Annotated in this window: 14 protein-coding genes; 5 read left to right on the top strand and 9 right to left on the bottom strand. The window is 49.5% G+C overall.

What is annotated here, in order from left to right:
- Nucleotides 1–15: 15 nt before the first annotated feature.
- Entirely contained in the window at nt 16–906 is an 891-nt protein-coding gene (locus S2091_RS17645; RefSeq protein WP_105533276.1) for a LysR family transcriptional regulator, read from the top strand.
- A gap of 35 nt (nt 907–941) precedes the next feature.
- Here S2091_RS17645 and S2091_RS17640 read toward each other — a convergent pair whose 3' ends face one another.
- The 8 genes from S2091_RS17640 to S2091_RS17605 form a co-directional block, all read right to left on the bottom strand.
- Complete coding sequence (locus tag S2091_RS17640) at nt 942–2,279, bottom strand: ATP-binding protein (RefSeq protein ID WP_105533275.1); 1,338 nt, start codon at nt 2,277–2,279, stop codon at nt 942–944.
- Nucleotides 2,276–3,016 carry a response regulator gene (locus S2091_RS17635; protein WP_105533274.1) on the bottom strand — a complete coding sequence of 247 codons (741 nt, stop codon included), beginning with the start codon at nt 3,014–3,016 and terminating at the stop codon, nt 2,276–2,278. Before S2091_RS17635 ends, S2091_RS17640 begins: the two co-directional genes overlap by 4 nt.
- A 96-nt stretch (nt 3,017–3,112) precedes the next feature.
- Nucleotides 3,113–5,536 carry an ABC transporter permease gene (locus S2091_RS17630; protein WP_105533273.1) on the bottom strand — a complete coding sequence of 808 codons (2,424 nt, stop codon included), beginning with the start codon at nt 5,534–5,536 and terminating at the stop codon, nt 3,113–3,115.
- Nucleotides 5,536–6,297, bottom strand: coding sequence for an ABC transporter ATP-binding protein (locus S2091_RS17625; RefSeq protein ID WP_207769742.1), 762 nt, complete (start codon nt 6,295–6,297; stop codon nt 5,536–5,538). Before S2091_RS17625 ends, S2091_RS17630 begins: the two co-directional genes overlap by 1 nt.
- A 296-nt stretch (nt 6,298–6,593) precedes the next feature.
- Nucleotides 6,594–7,709: a porin gene (locus S2091_RS17620; protein ID WP_165795022.1), complete on the bottom strand. Its 1,116-nt coding sequence runs from the start codon at nt 7,707–7,709 to the stop codon at nt 6,594–6,596.
- 26 nt (nt 7,710–7,735) lie between these two features.
- Nucleotides 7,736–8,563, bottom strand: coding sequence for a phytanoyl-CoA dioxygenase family protein (locus S2091_RS17615; RefSeq protein ID WP_105533271.1), 828 nt, complete (start codon nt 8,561–8,563; stop codon nt 7,736–7,738).
- 82 nt (nt 8,564–8,645) lie between these two features.
- Nucleotides 8,646–10,016: an amino acid permease gene (locus S2091_RS17610; RefSeq protein WP_105533270.1), complete on the bottom strand. Its 1,371-nt coding sequence runs from the start codon at nt 10,014–10,016 to the stop codon at nt 8,646–8,648.
- A 444-nt stretch (nt 10,017–10,460) separates the two neighbouring features.
- Nucleotides 10,461–11,012, bottom strand: a complete 552-nt coding sequence (locus S2091_RS17605) for a TetR/AcrR family transcriptional regulator (protein ID WP_105533269.1) — start codon at nt 11,010–11,012, stop codon at nt 10,461–10,463.
- A 116-nt stretch (nt 11,013–11,128) separates the two neighbouring features.
- On the opposite strand from S2091_RS17605, the gene S2091_RS17600 reads away from it, so the two are divergent.
- Entirely contained in the window at nt 11,129–11,596 is a 468-nt protein-coding gene (locus S2091_RS17600; RefSeq protein ID WP_105533268.1) for a nuclear transport factor 2 family protein, read from the top strand.
- A gap of 135 nt (nt 11,597–11,731) precedes the next feature.
- Here the strand turns inward: S2091_RS17600 and S2091_RS17595 are convergent, their stop codons facing one another.
- Nucleotides 11,732–14,038: a heavy metal translocating P-type ATPase gene (locus tag S2091_RS17595; RefSeq protein WP_105533267.1), complete on the bottom strand. Its 2,307-nt coding sequence runs from the start codon at nt 14,036–14,038 to the stop codon at nt 11,732–11,734.
- A 174-nt stretch (nt 14,039–14,212) separates the two neighbouring features.
- Between S2091_RS17595 and cadR the strand changes: the two genes are divergently transcribed.
- From cadR to S2091_RS17580, 3 genes are all read left to right on the top strand, one after another.
- Nucleotides 14,213–14,638 (top strand): Cd(II)/Pb(II)-responsive transcriptional regulator, encoded by a 426-nt coding sequence (gene cadR / locus S2091_RS17590; RefSeq protein ID WP_105533266.1) that lies wholly within the window; start codon nt 14,213–14,215, stop codon nt 14,636–14,638.
- 96 nt (nt 14,639–14,734) lie between these two features.
- On the top strand, nt 14,735–16,381 hold the full coding sequence (locus S2091_RS17585; RefSeq protein ID WP_105533265.1) for an AMP-binding protein: 1,647 nt from the start codon (nt 14,735–14,737) through the stop codon (nt 16,379–16,381).
- 20 nt (nt 16,382–16,401) lie between these two features.
- Nucleotides 16,402–18,765 (top strand): bifunctional salicylyl-CoA 5-hydroxylase/oxidoreductase, encoded by a 2,364-nt coding sequence (locus S2091_RS17580; RefSeq protein WP_105533318.1) that lies wholly within the window; start codon nt 16,402–16,404, stop codon nt 18,763–18,765.
- Nucleotide 18,766 lies beyond the last annotated feature (1 nt).

The following is an 18,766-nucleotide window of genomic DNA, read 5'->3' as shown; positions in this document are numbered from 1 at the left end:
ATCTCAAGGGCTAATATGAATCAGTTAGAGGCAATGACAATTTTTGTGCGGGTTGCGGAACTCGCTAGCTTTACGCAGGCGGCGGATAGTTTGGGTTTACCCAAAGCCAGTGTGTCAACGGCTGTTAAACAACTTGAAAATAGCTTGGGTACGCGACTGCTGCAGCGCACGACGCGCACCGTGCAGATGACGCAGGACGGTTTGGTTTTTTACGAGCGCAGTAAAGATATGCTGGCGGATATGGATGAATTGCAAACCATGTTCAGGCAAAGTGAAGTTGATATTGCTGGCCGTATCCGGGTTGATATGCCGAACGGAGTGGCTCAAAACAGGATCATTCCCAAGTTACCCGAATTCCTGCGCCGGCATCCGCGCATTGATATTGAGTTGAGCTGCACAGATCGGCGCGTAGATCTGGTACGTGAAGGTTTTGATTGTGTAATACGCGTTGGAACGTTAAGTGATTCGTCGCTCATTGCCCGACCGCTTGGGCATTTTAAATTACTCAATTGCACCAGCCCGGAGTATCTGGCTCACCATGGCATTCCGCGCAACCTGGATGATTTGGCTGCGCATAAAATGATTCACTACGCTACTTCATTTGGCAGCTCGATCAGTACTTTTGATTATCAGGATGGTGATCAAAGCAAGAAAATAGCAGTGGCTGCGGCAATGTCGGTGAACAGTGCTGATGCTTATCAATCGGCTTGTCTGGCTGGGCTGGGTATTATTCAAGCGCCGGAAATAGGGGTGAGCGAACTGATCGCTCAAGGTAAATTGGTGGAAGTCTTGAAGGAGTATTCCGCCGCGCCAATGCCGGTGTCGCTACTTTATGTAAATCGACGTCATTTACCCAAACGCACACAACTGTTTATGAACTGGGTTGCTGAAATCATGCGCAGCTAAGTTGGTAGTGGAAATTTGTTTGTTGGATTCACGCCTCAGCATGGTAATGAAATAGTCGCTTGCAAGCCGCCACCATCGCGATTGGATAAGGACAACGTGCCGCCCAATGCGATGGATAGCTGTTGCGCAATCGCCAGCCCGAGACCCGTTCCGCCACTGCTGCGGTTGCGTGAAGCTTCGAGTCTGTAGAACGGCTTCAATACGGCATCCAGCTCGGTGGCTGGAATACCCGGGCCGCGATCTTGCACGGATATGTTCAGTAGATTGGGCGTGTGCAGCATCACTGAAATTTCAACCTGTTCCGCAAATTTCAGCGCGTTATCGACCAAATTGCTGACGATGCGTCGCAACGCGTGTGGCCGGGTGGTGATGACGCGATTGGCTTTGCCTTGCAGCCCAATTTGCTGGCCGTCATCAAGGTAATCGCAGGTCAGGCTGTCTAGCAGGGCGTCGATATCAACCCGGCACGGAACTTCATTAACGCTATGTGCGCTACGGGCATAGGCAATGCCTTCTTCTACCAATACCTGCATCGCATTCAGGTCGCCATGCAGCTTGTCTCTGAGTGCACCGTTATCTACGCCGTTATCCAATAAGTCGGCGCGCAGTCGCATGCGGGTAATGGGGGTTTGCAGATCGTGTGAGATTGAGGCAAGTATGTGTACCCGTTCTGCCAGATGTTCAGTGATGCGCCGTTGCATTGCATTGAATGCTACCGCTGCCCGGGCTACTTCAGAGGGGCCGCTTTCGATAATTGGCTCGCATTGAAGCGAAGAGCCCAGTGCTTCGGATGCCTCCGCCAAACGTAGCAAGGGACGCATTGCCTGACGTAGGGCATACCAGGTCAGAATAATCAGGAATAAAATCTGCGTCGCAAAAATGGCTCCGCCCCACCATGGCATTTTTAGGGCAATTTTATTTAAGTGAATAGTCAACGGTGTGCCGTCGCTCAACGGCAAGTGCAATACCATCAGTTCTTTTGGCGTATTCGGTGCGGTGACGCTGATGAGGTAGCGTGAGTCTAGTGCAAGGCTTAACGCTGCACTGATTTCTTTGGCCCGTGTTGAGGTGAGTTGAATCGTGTTGGCAGCAGCACCGGCACCAAGTTCATAGCGATAATCCTGACGTTCCATCCGTTGAAGCCAGAGTGCGCGTTCCGAAGGCTGCGCATGCTCCAGCGCCGGAACTAGCAGCGCAATATCCTTTGATAAGTAGTATTCGCTTTTTGTGGTCTGGTAGTTCAGTACCGTCGTGTAGCTTGCCCCGATCTCCAGCACATGCCCGATCAGAAAAGTTAATAGCCAAATTAACACTAACCGTCCAAACAGCGTGTCTGGCCAAGCATTCTTGATGCGCGAAAAAAATGATTTCATGAAGCCGCCACGCGAATTTCAACTGGAACCGAAAACACATAACCTTCATTGCGCACGGTTTTTATATAGACCGGCTCGCGTGGATCATCGCGCAGTCGTTGGCGTAAGCGGCTGACTAGAATATCGATAGAACGATCAAACAGTTCCGCGTCACGTCCTTGCGTTAAGTTTAGTAATTGGTCGCGGGTTAGCACGCGTCGTGAATGGTCTAGAAATACCCGCAACAAGCGATATTCCGCCACGCTCAACGAAACCAGGGTGTTGCTGCTATCGAACAGATGCCGGACGCTGGTGTCTAGCTGCCAAGTACCAAATGCCAATACATGGGCTGTTTCGGTTGGGTGCAAGTCGTGCGGCAACATGCGTGAACGGCGCAAGATGGCACGCACCCGTGCCAGCAGTTCGCGTGATGCGAATGGCTTGGTAAGGTAGTCGTCGGCGCCCATTTCCAGGCCGAGAATGCGGTCGGCCTCTTCGTTGCGTGCGGTTAACATCAAAATAGGAATAGGGGTGGCGCGACCAACTTGCAGGTCACGGCACAATGCCAGACCGTCTTCGCCGGGCAGCATTAGATCAAGCACGATTACATCGATTGTGCTCACGGCCAAGATCTGACGCATTTGTCGACCATTGGCTGCAGCGCTGACTTTAAAACCGTTTTTTTCGAGGTATTGCCCCAACAGTTCACGGATGTCGGCATCGTCATCGACGATTAAAATGTGATCAACTTGTTCCATATTTCGCTGTATTTCCCAACAATAATTCAAGCATTAAAACAACCCATTGAAGCTACAGCGACCGTGTCAGGATCGCTGCAGCAACCAAGCTAACCGTTATTCGCAAGCCAGCGCATCACGCGCCGAACTACGGGATGCCTGCCAGGCTGGCATAAAACTGGCGGCGACGGCTAATACTACGCTGACTGCCAACCAAATCCAAATGCCGCTAGGATCAAAACGAAAATCGAGAACGCTACGCAACATCAGTCCAACCAGCATATCGCCGATACCTTTGCTGATTGGCCAGGCCGCCGCAATTGCCAGTACCGAGCTCATCAATCCGATCAGGGCACCTTCGCTCGCGACTATCAGCCATACCGTGCGCGGCGTTGCCCCGATTGTTCGCAGCACACCCATTTCGCGGCGTCGTTCCAGCACATTCAGGCTCATGGTGGTCATTAAACCGAGTCCACCCACGCCACCGACAATGCCTGCCATGATAATCAAAAAAACATAAATCATCACTATATGTTCATCAATTACTGAGCGGCCTTCTCCTTTGGTGTAGTTGCTGCGAGCATGAATCCCCTGTTGTTCGAGGTTGCGTTCGAGATCTGCTTTTACCGCATTAATTGCGCCTTCATCAGTACGAGTCAGCACCAAATTCACGCTATTGCTCATGTTGGGTTTGGTAGCGGCGTAATAGGCCTTGGGAATATAGCCAGCGGCAGAACTAAAGGGTTCACGCGCAATACCGACGACATGCCACTGGTTTTGCTGGTAACCGTTTTTCTCCGACCCGATTTTTAATTTGATGATGGCACCGACCTTGATTGCGGGTATTTTATCCGCCAATACATGATTAACGACAATCGCATCCGTTTCACCCGGCAGTAAATTCCGGCCTTCGATAATGTTCGGTTTGAACATGGCGGTTTGTTCAGGCAGTGCAATGACTGTGAATTTATTTTCATCGGAAGTGTGAGTTTCCTGCTCTGTGGCGTTATCAGATTCACCTTTAGCAGAAAAAATAGCATCGGCATTAATCCAGGTTTCGGCGCGGGTGATGCCAGCGGTATTGCTCACAGCGCGGGTGACGGCATCATCTGGGGCCATTCCAACAAAATTGACGGTTAAATCAAACTGACGAGTCGCAAATAAGTGATCAAGCGTATCAATCATCGAGGCTCGTACATTGAGCGCCGCCATAAAAAAAACGCCGGCAACTGAGAGGGTGATTAAGGTCAATATCAAACGTGTGCGTCGGCGAAATACATTACGTAGCGCAAACAGCAATGTAGGCCGCTCACCGCTTAGGTGTGCCAGTAATTGATCAAACCAGCTACTGCGGTACTGATTGTGAACGACCCCAACATCGGATAAGGCAGTACGTACGGAAACACTGCAGGCTTTTAATATGGGATGGGCAGCCGCCAGTAACGGCGTTACCACGCCGATAGCCGCGATCAGGAGGAAAATCCAGAGCGGTACGGCAAAGCTGTTGATATCGAAGTTAAGGAATACGCCTAAAAAGCGGCACAGTTCACGTCCGCCCCACAAGCCCGCCGGAACAGCAATCAATAACGAGGCAAGGCCCAGAAATAACGCCTGGCTGAAATAGATTTGTGCAATTTGCCAACGCGAACCGCCAATGGCTTTCATTACGCCGATTTGACGAATTTGTGCCGCCATCAATGCCATTAACAGGTTGACTACCAGCACACCGCTGAGCAGCAGAACCAGCACGCCAAAACCCGCCATGACCAGCAATAACATTCCCATGATTTGGGTATGTGGATGTTCGCCCGGCACTGGCACATCGATTTTCAGTACGGAATGACCATTTTTTATGATGATTTTTTCAATTCCGGCGGCGACTTCACGAATATGTGCCTGATTAAAACCATCGTTCGCAACAACGATTTTTAGCTGATCCAGATAAGGCTGTTCCCCAAGTTCGGCAAGCGTAGCTAAGGTGATATAGCCATATACAAGATTATCCATACGTGCTTGAGCTTGCCCGACGTCGTGTACGCCACCGCTCACCAGAAGTGTATGTTCTTGCCCACTGGTCATCTTGATTGTGACGTGCTCGCCGATCTTGGTTTTTGCAACCTGAAACGCGTCGCGCTCAATGAGTATTTCGCCGGTCGCCGGTGGCCACGCGCCTTGTTCGTGCTGCACGGTGCTGACGCGAAGATTGTTAAAATCATTGATTACAAAAAGTACCAGATTGCGCCATTCGGCTGGCCCTGATTTGATTTTTCCGGTCACCACACGACGTGGTTCTGCCGTACCCACTTGCGGATTTTCCAAGATGGTACTCAGCAACGTATCGTCAACTTTATCCGTGTACAACGTCGCCGAGGCCGGATTGGTGGCGAGGTAGTCGTCATTCAGTTCGCGAGTCAGAATCGCATAGCTCGACAAAACCGCAGTAAAACCGGTCACGCCGAGCGCTATCGCGATGACGACCAGCGCGGTGCGGGTGCGCTCTTGCCAAAAATCGGCAATCGCCTTACGCCAGAACGTAGTCATTATCCCGCTCCTTGTTGAAGGTGTATCGGATGTAACGGTTGGGCAGACGAAACTGAAGCTGACGCTGAGACCGATTCTAGCTTGCCATCGGCGACATAAATACTGCGGTCGCTCAGTGCGGCAATATCTTTGTCATGCGTGGCGACGACGACCGTGGTGCCGCTGTCTGCCAGCGTGCGTAGCAGACCAAGAACAGTCGCTGCCGTTACTGAATCCAGGTTGCCGCTTGGTTCATCCGCAACGATCAGCGTCGGTGCGTTAGCTAAAGCGCGTGCGATGGCTACCCGTTGTTGCTGGCCGCCGGAAAGCGTCGCGGGCAGTTTGTTGGACTGTTCACTTACGCCAACCTTGGCTAGCAGTTCCATTGCGCGTGCCCGGCGCTCGCGAGCAGGATATTTCTTGCAAAAATCCATCGCCAGCATCACATTTTCAAGGGCGGTCAAGGTTGGAAGTAATTGAAAGAATTGAAACACTATTCCCACCGTCGTACCGCGCCAGGTTGATAGCTGATGTTCGCTAAGCTCCTGCAAAGCTTGTCCAGCCACGGTGACAGAGCCAGAAGAGGGGCGATCAATTCCGGCAATCACATTTAGCAGGGTCGTTTTGCCGCTACCTGATTTGCCGACTACGGCAATAAATTCCCCTTGCTGAATTTCAAGGCTGACTTTTTTTAATGCCATAAATGACCCGGATGGCGTTTCATAGCTTTTGACCACGTCATGCAAGATGATCGGCGGGCGTAACATTGGTTTTAAACTCATTTCACTCTTTCGTTAGATGAAGTGCATTTTTAGTCGAATTTTGTCCTTGCCTGGCTGATATGTCAGCAGACCGACTCGGCGATGCACGATGTACGCCAGTGAGTGTATTAAAACGGGTTTGTGTTGCTGGCTTGTGTCTTGCTAAGAGGCTTCTTGTATCCTGGCGTTTCTATTTGCGGATAGAAACAAAGCAGAAACAAAAATGTTGAAGATTTGGGGGGGGAGTGGGAGGTTCGCTCGTGAATCATTGTCAAGTTTGGGCTGATGAACGGCATCAGCCCAAACTACGTGCAAGATTAAAAGGAATGAAGAATTCCGGCGTTGAAAAGCCTCGAATAGTCAAAATTTGCGCCATCGTGTCCGTCGTAGCCGTCGATACCAAAAGAGGCGTTACCTTTATTTAGTATCTTGGAAAACGAGGTGTAGAGAATAGTCCGTTTGGATAACGCATGTGAATAGCCTATGCTGAATTGATCGGCACTGTTTGCGTTGGAATTGCGACCAGCCGAGCGATTCCAGCTCAGCATGATTTGGTCCCTGCTGGTAATGGGCGCGTTCATGCCGAGCAGATAGTAATTGGCTTTATCTTCAATACCGGCCGAGTCCGCTTTTTTGGTTGCGGCCAGCGTGTATAGCTTGGCTATTTTAAAGTCGTAGGTGAATGCCAGTGCGTCGCTTTTTTGTTTAAAGTCTGCAGTTTGAGCGGTCACTACTCCAGCACTATTATCATCAATATGTACATAGCCGATGGTCATTGCCTGCGATTTATAATTCAAGCCAACAATACCGAGATTGCCATTGCTTGAACTAGCTACTTCGCCCATGCCATAGAGAACACTGGCACTGAAGCCATTGAAGTTGGGTGTGTCATAGCGAATACTATTGTTAGCTCGGATAGCGCCGATTCCAATCCAGCCCTGTTGTGGCGCAGCTCCTGGCTGACCAACTGGAAAGGCCGATTTATTGCCAATATGAATATTGGCGGTGGTACCTGCCAAGCCAACTCCCATCGGATCAGAACTGTTGAGCAAGTCAAATGCGGGTGTATCTTGACGACCTAGATGTAGTGAGCCGTAGCCAGTGTTCAAGCCTATATTGGCGGCACGGCCAAACAGTCGGCCACCCTGTTCAGAACGGCCGGTATCCATTTGAATGCCCATTTCCAGTTTAAAGTCGGCACTCAATCCGCCACCCAAGTCTTCACGACCTTTGAAGCCGAGTCGACTACCAGCAAAATTGTTGCCTGCGTTTGAATCAAGACGTGTCACAGAGTTGTTTTCTTGTAAACCGCCATTACTGCCGGAGAAGTGGTTAATCGACATATCGGCAATGCCGTAAATAGTAACGTTGGATTGCGCCTCAGCGAATTCAGGTGCGCCGAGTGCTGCAAGCATAAATAATGATTTTTTCATTTTGTTTTGTCTCCAATTGGATTGATTTATCTGCGCGGCCATAACAGAGGAAATAGCGGATGCTGCATTGCAGCTCCGGCTGGCAATGCTTCTGCCAAGCCAGGAAATTCAGGCGAAGTTTTCCATTGGCGTGGAGCATGGCGCACGTCATCGCCCAGAAAACGTACCGAAAAAACGCGCCGCCGCCGTGCGCTACCAACACCGTTCGCGCCGTGCAGTGTCAGCATATGAAAGAACACTGCGTCACATGGCTCCAGCGCCCAACCTAAAATATTCCAGGCTGATCGATCGGCATCAATATCAGGTAATGCCGTCAGACTTCCTTCGGGAAACCACTTGGCTTGATTATCTAAAAAAGTGCGCGGCATCAGCCAAGGCCCCAAATGTGAACCGCCCACAAATTCCAGCGTTGCTTCTCTGGTGACTGGATCAACCGGCATCCACATACTGCAATTCTGCCGACCCTCAATGTTGTAATAAGGTTGATCTTGATGCCAGGGAGTTTTTTGTCTGGTGTTGGGTTCCTTGACCAATAAATGATCGTGATACAAACGTGCCGTGTCACTTTGCATGAGCTGGGCCGCCACGCTGCCGACACGACTATGCACAATAAAGCGTTGATAGGCGTCGATTTCTTGCCAGTTGGAGAAGTCTTCAAAAAAACGACCAGGATCATCTGCTTTGCTAGCGATTTTGGATCGGGTACTCGGCGCACGAAGATTTTCTTCAATCCCGCTTTCTAACAGCGCAACTTCATCCGGCGTAAATAAGCGACGGATACATACTGCGCCGTCGCGTTGAAATGATTCGATAATCTCTGGTTGAACAATAAATTCATAGGGCTGATTCTGCATTGTTGATTCTCCCATTTGTTACTTCATTTCGCTGTTAACGTTATTCCAGCATAGGCTGGAATAACGAAAGAAAAACACGCAACTAGTTTTGTTGTTCAATTTTTGGCGTGAATGGCTTCATCCAAAATTTATAAACAATACTCAGCACGATGAGCCAAACAACACCAACTATTAAGGCTGGTTGTGTTTTAGGGAAATAACCGAGAACGCCAAAAATAAACACCATAAATGCGGTAGCGATTATTGGGCCGTAGGGCCAAAACAGGACAGGGAATTTTAAATTGGCGACTTCTTCTTTGCTCATTTTCATGCGCATGGAAAATTGCGACAGTAAAATAACCAGCCACACCCAGACACAGGCAAACGTGACAATGGAAGCGCACAGCAGGAATACATCTTCTGGCATGAGATAGTTAAGCACGACGCCAAATAACAGCGTTGCACCCATTACCAATACCGTCAACGTTGGTACGCCTGATGCAGACAGACGGGCAAAACCGGCCGGTGCCTGACCTTTCAATGCCATTCCATACAGCATCCGACCGGCGGCAAAGATATCGCTGTTAATCGAGGAAATGGCGGCAGAAATCACGACAAAATTTAGCATGGCTGCGGCAAAAGTAATATTCAGGCTGTCAAATATCTGCACAAAAGGACTTCCCTCGCTACCTATTTGTCGCCAAGGGTAGATCGACATTAAGACGAATAAAGTCAGCACATAAAACAGCAGAATACGAACTGGTACCGCATTAATCGCTTTAGGAATGCTCTTTTGCGGGTCTTGTGCCTCTCCGGCAGAAATGCCGATTATTTCAACCCCGCCAAACGCAAACATTACTATGGTAAATGACGCGACCATGCCGCCTATTCCATTCGGCATAAATCCGCCATCTTGCCAAAGATGGCTAACGCCAGCGGGCTGGGTATTTCCCAGTCCAAATATAATAATGGCTGCACCGCCAGCGATCATGGCAACAATTGCGCCGACCTTGATTAAGGTCAGCCAGAACTCCATCTCGCCGAACACTTTCACGTTACATAAATTCAGTGCGCCGACAAATAAAATAATGCTGAGTACCCACACCCAGCGTGCCACGTCTGGAAACCAAAAGCTCATATAAATGCCCACCGCTGTGACATCGGCCAGACAGACGAACATCATGGAAAGTGCATAAGTCCAGCCGGTAAGAAACCCCGCTAACGGCCCCAGATATTGGCCGGCATAATGCCCGAACGAGCCTGATATGGGATTGTGCACGGCCATTTCGCCGAGCGAGCGCATCATCAGGTAAATGGCTACGCCGCCGATCAGGTAGGCCAGTATCACGGACGGCCCGGCCAGTTGAATTGCGCTTGCCGAGCCATAAAATAATCCGGTACCAATCGCTGAACCCAGCGCTATAAATCGGATATGCCGGGCGGTTAATCCGCGGACCATTGTCTGTTTTTGCATGAGGTATCTCCTTGTTGATTTAATTTGCTGACGTATTTGCCGATCTGTGTCGAGCTTATGGTGGCTTTTGTTCAAGCGATCTGAACGGCACACTGTTTGATGCGGCAATCTTTTGCTCAGACTGCCGCTTATCAAGAGTTACTGTATATACAATTTTAATTTAAAAATGTCAATTAAATATAATAACTATTTAAGTTGATTTATTGCCGAAAAGAGGATGCTGTTGCATGATCGGTATTGCGATTTTCACTGCGCAGAATGCAGCACAAAGTTGTGCAATTCTCTTTGATCGATCAGGACTTTTTTGCAATTATCGTGGAGTGGGAGGGACGTAAGCGATAGCGCATTTGTCTGCGCATTAATTAAGATTTGGGGTAGATCTGAGGGGGCTATATACACGCCCAATATTTTTTTAAATACCAGGGCATGTTGAAATAAATGGAATTATTTTGGTGTAGCCATCAATAATTTTCGGATTAATTCCAGCGATGCCAGTGCAGCATCCGGTTCTGGATCACACTGTGCTCGAATAATGGCTCCATCTACAGCCAGGCTTAACGCGGCGGCATCCTGTTTTCGGTGTCGGGATGGCGGTAAAAGTTTGGAAATAGTTTCAGTCATTTCTTGCTTATGACGTCGTGAAATTTCCAGCACCTCAGGTAACGTTCCACCTAATTCTGCAACGCTATTAATGAAGGCGCAGCCGCGAAAACCCGCATTCGCAAACCACTCTGCCATCGCCAGAGTTAGCGCCTTGGGCTCGTCGCCGTGGCGCTGTAGCGCATCAACGAACCAGGTCATCCAATATTGATGTCGATATTCCAGAAATTCATAAATGAGATCGTTTTTACTTGGGAAATATTTATAGAAGGTGGCCTTGGCGACGCCTGATTCTGCAATAACCCGGTCTATTCCGGTTGCACGAATGCCGTCGCGATAAAACAGGTCATGAGCGGTTAGCAGAATACGTTCGCGCGGGTTCGATGGTTGTGACATGGTGAATTCATAGTTTGCAAAATCGTATTATAGACAGACCTGTTCATCGTGTATATACTTAAAAACAGACAGATCTGTCTATTAATTATTTCAGTAACCTATTTAAGGGAATTATGATGACTATCAAACTACCTGTGCCGCCATTTACCAAGGCAACAGCAATTCAAAAAGTACGCTTGGCTGAAGATGCGTGGAATACCCGAGATCCGGACAAGGTGGTATTTGTCTACACGGAAGATACGCGCTGGCGCAATCGAACCGATTTCCCTGTCGGGCGCGAACAGGTTCATCAATTCTTGACGCGGAAGTGGGGGAGGGAGCTGGAATACAGGTTAATCAAAGAGTTGTGGGCGTATGGCGGCAACCGCATTGCGGTGCGGTTCGCGTATGAATATCATAACGATGCCGGGCAATGGTTTCGTGCCTATGGTAATGAAAACTGGGAATTTAATGCGGAAGGTTACATGACGCACCGCCATGCAAGTATTAATGATCTTCCGATCAGCGAATCTGAGCGCAAATTCTTTTGGCCGATTGGCCGCCGTCCTGATGAACATCCGGAATTGAGTGAATTGGCACTATGAGCAAGGCCGGTGCCGCCAAACTCATGAGCCAAAAACAGTAACATGTAAAAATGGAAGTGCAGTTTTATTGCACTTCCATTCAGGTGTCTGCAAATAAGTCCGGCAGCGCAGTTGATGTTTTTTAAGTTAGTACAGTTAAACTTTATGCCGCATCAAGCGTAGTCCATTACCGATCACTAGCAAGCTAGCGCCTACGTCGGCGAATACCGCCATCCACATGGTGCCCGCGCCCGTCAGAGTCAGTACCAGAAACACCAGCTTGATGCCGAGTGCCAGCGCGATGTTCTGCATCAGTATTGAATGCGTAGCACGCGACAGTCTTACAAAGCCAGGGATTTTGCGTAAGTCGTCGTCCATCAGTGCCACATCGGCGGTCTCAATCGCCGTATCGGTGCCCATCGCGCCCATGGCGAAACCGATGTTGGCACGCGCCAGTGCAGGAGCATCGTTAATGCCATCCCCTACCATTCCGACCACGGCGCCTTTACGTGCCAGTGCTTCGATGGCTTGCAGTTTATCTTGAGGTAACTGGTTGCCGCGTGCCTCATCAATGCCGACTTGCGCGGCAATCGCTTCGGCTGTGTGCGGGTTGTCGCCGGTCAGCATCATGGTCTTGATACCTAACGCGTGTAGTTCGGCAATCGCCGCACGGCTGCTTTCTTTCACCGTGTCGGCTACAGCGAACAGCGCTAATACATGGCTGTCGTCCACTAGTAGCACTACGCTCTTGCCCTGACGCTCCAAGACGTCTAGGCGGGCTTCCAGTTCAAGCGAACAGCGACCTAATTCTTCCACCATGTGGTGGTTGCCGAGGAAGTAGTTGCGGCCATTAATCACGCCACGCACGCCGCGGCCTAACAGCGCCTCAAATGCTTCGACCTGCTCTGGTGCCGTACCGATATTGGCCTTGGCAATGGCTTTAGAAACAGGATGGTCGGAACGTGCAGCCAAACTCATGGCCCAGCGCTGGCTGTCTTCGGCTGACACATCAGTGGCGATGACAGCAAAATCAGTCTGCATCGGTTTGCCATGAGTGATCGTGCCGGTTTTGTCCAACGCCAACCAAGAGAGCTTGCGGCCATCTTCCAGGTAGACGCCGCCCTTGATCAAAATTCCGCGTCGAGCTGCGGCAGCCAAACCGCTAACGATGGTTACCGGTGTTGAAATCACCAATGCACAAGGGCAGGCGATCACCAGTAATACCAGAGCTTTATATATCCATTCATGCCATCCCGCGCCGGTTATCAGCAACGGTGGGAGCACAGCGACTAATACGGCCAGCCCAAATACCGTTGGCGTGTAGATCCGTGAGAACTGGTCGACGAAACGCTGGGTCGGTGCTTTGGCGCCTTGCGCTTCTTCCACTGCGTGAATGATGCGTGCCAAGGTACTGTCGTTGGCTGCTGCCGTGACTCGGTAGTCGAATGAGCCAGATTCATTGATAGTGCCCGCAAATACTGCGTCGCCTTCGGCCTTGTCGACCGGCAAACTCTCTCCGGTGATCGGTGCCTGGTTGATGCTTGAGCGGCCCTGCACAATCTGGCCATCCAGCCCGATACGTTCACCGGGTTTGATGCGCACCACACTACCTAGCGTAACGCTCTTGGCGTCCACGTCGCTCCAACTGCCGTCGGCCTGCTGCACCGTGGCGCGTTCAGGCGTGAGTTGCATTAAACCTTTAATGGCATTGCGCGCGCGGTCCAGCGACTTGGCTTCAATCAATTCGGCAATCGTGAATAACACCATGACCATAGCTGCTTCCGGCCATTGACCGATCAGCGCTGCACCGGTTACAGCAATACTCATCAACGCATTAATATTCAGATTGCCATTGCGTAGTGCGATCCAGCCCTTTTTGTAAGTACTCAGGCCGCATGCTCCAATTGCCAGCAACGCCAGCGCAATACCCAGCGCCGCGGGCCAAGCTAGCCAGGAGCTGGCCTCGGCACCTATCGCAGCGACTACTGCCAATGCTAACGGCCACCAAGCTTTGGCCGGTGCCTGCACTTCGGCGGCCAACTCGCCGCTGGCTCCGGGCAATTCCGGTTCGAAACCTAATGAACGTATTGCTTGAATAACGGAGTCCAGTGCCTCGGGTGCATGCACTACAGTAAGTACGCGCTGCATCAGGTTGAATTCCATGCTTTTGACTTGCGCCATGCCGCCCAGTTTTTTGCGGATTAATCCTTCTTCGGTCGGGCAGTCCATCTGCGTGATACGCATTGCGGTGCGCACGCCGCCATCGACCGCGATCTGCGCGGCCAGGCCGGTGAATGTCACCGGAGCGCCAGCGCTGCAAGCTCTTCCAGCGTGAGCGCCGTGATCATGCTTGTGCTCTTGCTTCTCTTCGTGTTTATGGTCGTGCCCATGGTCGTGGCTGTGACCGTGGTTGCAGTTGCTGCCGTGGCTGTGTTTGGATTTTATTTGCAGATAGTTCGCCATTTTTTACCCCATAAACCGTTGAGAAAATTTACTGCTTACGCTTAAACTTATTAACTAATACGCTCTCGCGGCTGTTCAATATTGTTTCTAGCTGCCAATGTAAAGCCTATAGTAGCTACAAGGTCAAGTGGCTTATAATGCTTACTTGGTTATTTTTTAACTTGGGAGAAAATAATGCGTATCGGAGAGCTTGGGCAAGCCACGGGAGTTGAGGTAGAAACGATTCGTTACTATGAAAAAGCCGGGTTGTTAGCAGAGCCTTTGCGCTTGGCAAATGGCTATCGAAGTTATAACAAGGCGCATTTGGAGCGGCTTTCTTTTATCCGGCATTGCCGTGCTTTGGATATGCCACTGGCTGAAATTACGCGCTTAGTTGAGTTTATGACGCATCCAAGTAATGATTGCGGCGATATTAATAGCTTGATTGACCAGCAAATTAATCGGGTTCGAGCACGTTTGGCTAGCATGCAGGCGCTGGAAAATCAATTAACTACTTTGCGGGCACGTTGCGATGCAACGCATTTCGGCTTGGAATGCGGTATTTTGCATGAGTTAGTTGCTGCTGCGCATGGCGAGGCGTGTGCTTGTCATTCTAAATAATATTTTTTGATAACTTCCCTTTACAGAAAACTATTTTAGGTTTAAAGTAATTTTTCTTGCTTAATCTGGCTTAAGCGTCGTAGGTATGGAGAAGCTATGAGTACTGTGAAATTGGATCAAGGTCTGGATATAATCAGGGATAATTTTGCATCTGAAAATTTACCGCCGCGGTCAGAATGGCCTGAATTACTGTTTGATTTATCGCATTTACAGTACCCAGCACAATTAAACTGTGCGCAAGAGCTATTAAGTAAAGTGGCTCTCCACCCGGATAAAGCGGCGTTAATTGGCGCCGACGCCACTCTAAGCTATGCGCAACTTCAGGCGCAAGTCAATCAAATCAGCCATGTACTGCGTGACCAAATGCAATTAATCCCGGGTAATCGGGTGCTATTGCGCGGGGCGAATAATCCAATGTTGGTGGCGTGTATTTTAGCGGTTTGGCAGGTGGGTTGCATTGCCGTACCTAGTATGCCGATGTTACGCTCCAGAGAACTAGGCGTGATGCTGGAGCAAGCGCAAATTAGCGCGGCTTTGTGTAGCGTTGACTTAAAAGATGAACTACTGAGCGCACAAGAACAGCATCCTGTTTTACAAAAAATAATTTATTACGGCGCACTAGATCAGAATAGTAAAGATGGTGGGTTGGAAGAGCTCCTGGCTAAAAAATCCACCGAATTCACCACGTTTGCAACTAGCGTGGAAGACGTTTGCTTGATCGGATTCACATCCGGCACCACCGGGAAACCTAAAGCCACCGTGCATTTTCATCGCGATGTGATGGCAATTTGCGATTGCTTTCCCGTTTCAACCTTGCGCAGTAACGCGGATGATATCTTCATCGGCACACCACCGTTGGCATTTACCTTTGGTTTAGGTGGTTTGGCGTTATTTCCATTGCGAGTCGGTGCCAGCGCGGTCTTATTAGAAAAATACAGCCCCGAAACTCTCTTGCAAGCGATCCAAAATTACCGAGCTAGTATCTGTTTTACCGCGCCGACTTTCTATCGGCATATGGCGGTTTTAGCGCATCAATTTGATTTGTCCAGCTTACGTAAAACGGTTTCGGCTGGAGAAGCATTGCCAATCGCAACCCGAGCTGCATGGCAACAAGCCACGGGCCTGCGCATGATCGATGGGATAGGCGCGACTGAAATGCTGCATATATTTATCTCAGCGGCGGACGATGAAGTTCGCCCTGGTGCGACGGGTAAACCAATTCCAGGTTATCAGGCATGCATACTGGACGATGACGGTCAGCCGGTAGCCGCAGGCGTGGTTGGGCGCTTGGCAGTTAAAGGCCCGACCGGCTGCCGTTATTTAGCTGACCCACGTCAGGCTAACTATGTCTGTAATGGCTGGAATGTCACTGGTGATGCTTATGAAATGGACGACGATGGCTATTTTTGGTATCGCGCCAGAACCGATGACATGATTATCTCTGCCGGTTATAACATCGCTGCTCCTGAAGTGGAGGAGGTGTTGTTGCAACATCCGGCCGTAGCTGAATGTGCCGTGATTGGCTGTGCGGATGAAGAGCGTGGGCAAATAGTTAAGGCCTACATTGTGCTGTGCCCGGAATTTAAGGGCGATGCTAAAAGTGATGCGAACATGGTGGCAGGCTTGCAAAGCTATGTAAAAGAAATCATCGCACCGTATAAATATCCGCGTGCAATTGAATTTAAAGACAGTTTGCCGCGTACTGAAACCGGTAAGTTGCAACGATTTAAATTGCGGAGTTAGTGAAGATGAAAAATACCAATATGAATATTCTATGTATAGGCGGAGGCCCAGCCGGCCTATATTTTGGCCTACTCATGAAGCTGCAAAATCCAGAGCATCAAATTACCGTCGTTGAGCGTAATCGTCCCTATGATACGTTTGGTTGGGGTGTAGTTTTTTCTGATCAGACGCTGGGAAATTTAGTACAGTCAGATGATATTAGTGCGCAACAAATTTTGCAGGCGTTTAATCACTGGGATGACATCGATGTGCATTTTAAAGGCCAAAAAATCACATCGAGTGGGCATGGCTTTTGTGGGATTGGGCGCAAACATTTACTGAATATTCTTCAAAAACGCTGTGAAGATCTAGGTGTGCGTTTAGTGTTTGAAAACGATGTGCAAGATGAATTAGCCCTGGCCGAACAATATCAGGCCGATTTAGTTATTGCCGCCGACGGTTTAAATTCCCGTATCAGAACCAAATATGCAGCCAGTTACCAACCGGATATTGAAACCCGTTTATGTCGCTTTGTTTGGTTAGGCACTAAAAAACAGTTTTCCGCATTTACCTTTGCATTTGAAGAAACCGAGTTTGGCTGGTTTCAAGCGCATGCGTATCAATACGATGCTGAGCTTTCCACCTTCATTATTGAAGCACCGGAAGAGGTTTGGTTCAAAGCTGGTTTGGATCAAATGGAACAAGCGGAAGCCGCTGTATTTTGTGAAAAAATATTCGCTAAGTATTTGGATGGACATGCCTTAATGAGCAATGCCAGCCATTTGCGTGGTTCAACTAATTGGATCAAATTTCCGCGTATTATTTGCCAAAATTGGGTGCATACGGTGCAACTGGATAGTAAATTTGTGCCGATAGTATTGATGGGCGACGCTGCCCACACCGCGCATTTTTCAATTGGCTCAGGTACTAAATTAGCGTTGGAAGACGCCATCGAATTGGCGGCATGCTTTAAGCAATATGGCGCGCAAGGTATGGAATCGGTTTTGGAACATTATCAGGAAAGTCGCGCAATCGACGTGATTAAAATTCAAAGCGCAGCGCGTAATTCGATGGAATGGTTTGAAAACGTCAGCCGTTATACCGCCATGCAAGCGCCACAATTCGCTTATTCATTACTCACCCGCAGTCAGCGTTTGTCGCACGATAATTTACGCTTGCGCGATGCCGCTTATATTAGTAATTATGAGCAATGGCTAGCGAATCAGGTGCAGCAAAGTAACCCCGATAATAAGTTTGAAAATAAGCCCGTCCCGCCGATGTTTTTACCTTTTCAATTGCGCGGTGTCCGTTTAAAAAACCGTGTTGTCGTGTCGCCGATGGCGCAATATTCGGCAATAAACGGCGTAGCGGGCGATTATCACTTAGTGCATTTAGGAAGTCGAGCAATGGGCGGCGCAGGTTTGGTATTTGCAGAAATGACCTGTGTATCAGCCGATGCGCGCATTACTCCCGCTTGCCCAGGTTTGTACTCACCCGAGCACACCGTAGCCTGGGCGCGGATTGTTAATTTTGTGCACACGAATAGCGACGCTAAAATAGCGATGCAGCTAGGTCACGCCGGAGCTAAGGGCTCCACCAAACGTGCTTGGGATGGTATAGATCAACCCTTGGGCGAAGATAATTGGCCCTTGGTTGCGGCTTCCGAGCAATGCTACTACCCTGGCGTATCACAAATTGCCCGTGCAGCAAGCCTGGATGATATGCAACGCATTCAAGATGACTTTGTGATGGCGACAATCGCTGCGGATAAGGCTGGCTTTGACTGGTTGGAGTTACATTGCGCGCACGGCTATTTTTTATCCAGCTTTATTAGCCCACTAACGAATCATCGTACTGATGCATATGGTGGAAGTTTGGAAAATCGCTGCCGTTATCCATTAGAGGTATTTGCTGCAATACGCGAAGTTTGGCCAGCCGATAAACCAATTAGCGTGCGAATTTCTGCCCATGATTGGGTGGAGGGCGGAATTACGCCTAGCGATGCGGTCTTGATTGCGCGCTTTTTTAAACAGGCCGGTGCGGACATGATAGATTGCTCAGCCGGGCAAGTTAGCAAGCAAGAAAAGCCAGTATATGGCCGTATGTTTCAAACGCCGTTTTCTGACCGAATTCGTAATGAAGTCGATATCCCCACCATTGCCGTTGGTGCCATTACTGATGCAGATCAAGTCAATAGCATCATTGCCTCAGGCCGGGCGGATTTGTGTGCCCTCGCTCGCCCGCATTTAGCTGACCCTGCATGGACCTTGCATGAGGCGGCTAAATCCGGCTTTAGTGACATTAGCTGGCCTGTGCAATATCAAGCAGGTAAATTGCAGTTAGAACGTAATTTGGCGCGTGAGAAACAGCTTCAACAGGTAATTTCGCAATCTTTAGGTAAATAAT

Source organism: Solimicrobium silvestre (assembly GCF_002976435.1).
Classification (GTDB): domain Bacteria; phylum Pseudomonadota; class Gammaproteobacteria; order Burkholderiales; family Burkholderiaceae_D; genus Solimicrobium; species Solimicrobium silvestre.
Note: the sequence above shows the minus strand (reverse complement) of the source record. Positions and strands in the feature narration are given on the sequence as shown.

Bases quoted from the DNA above. Each gene is read 5' to 3' on its own strand.
- S2091_RS17610 (WP_105533270.1), bottom strand. From the start codon at position 10,016: ATGCAAAAACAGACAATGGTCCGCGGATTAACCGCCCGGCATATCCGA.
- S2091_RS17595 (WP_105533267.1), bottom strand. From the start codon at position 14,038: ATGGCGAACTATCTGCAAATAAAATCCAAACACAGCCACGGCAGCAAC.
- S2091_RS17640 (WP_105533275.1), bottom strand. From the start codon at position 2,279: ATGAAATCATTTTTTTCGCGCATCAAGAATGCTTGGCCAGACACGCTG.
- cadR (WP_105533266.1), top strand. From the start codon at position 14,213: ATGCGTATCGGAGAGCTTGGGCAAGCCACGGGAGTTGAGGTAGAAACG.
- S2091_RS17620 (WP_165795022.1), bottom strand. From the start codon at position 7,709: ATGAAAAAATCATTATTTATGCTTGCAGCACTCGGCGCACCTGAATTC.
- S2091_RS17600 (WP_105533268.1), top strand. From the start codon at position 11,129: ATGACTATCAAACTACCTGTGCCGCCATTTACCAAGGCAACAGCAATT.
- S2091_RS17635 (WP_105533274.1), bottom strand. From the start codon at position 3,016: ATGGAACAAGTTGATCACATTTTAATCGTCGATGACGATGCCGACATC.
- S2091_RS17585 (WP_105533265.1), top strand. From the start codon at position 14,735: ATGAGTACTGTGAAATTGGATCAAGGTCTGGATATAATCAGGGATAAT.
- S2091_RS17630 (WP_105533273.1), bottom strand. From the start codon at position 5,536: ATGACTACGTTCTGGCGTAAGGCGATTGCCGATTTTTGGCAAGAGCGC.
- S2091_RS17645 (WP_105533276.1), top strand. From the start codon at position 16: ATGAATCAGTTAGAGGCAATGACAATTTTTGTGCGGGTTGCGGAACTC.
- S2091_RS17625 (WP_207769742.1), bottom strand. From the start codon at position 6,297: ATGAGTTTAAAACCAATGTTACGCCCGCCGATCATCTTGCATGACGTG.
- S2091_RS17605 (WP_105533269.1), bottom strand. From the start codon at position 11,012: ATGTCACAACCATCGAACCCGCGCGAACGTATTCTGCTAACCGCTCAT.
- S2091_RS17615 (WP_105533271.1), bottom strand. From the start codon at position 8,563: ATGCAGAATCAGCCCTATGAATTTATTGTTCAACCAGAGATTATCGAA.
- S2091_RS17580 (WP_105533318.1), top strand. From the start codon at position 16,402: ATGAATATTCTATGTATAGGCGGAGGCCCAGCCGGCCTATATTTTGGC.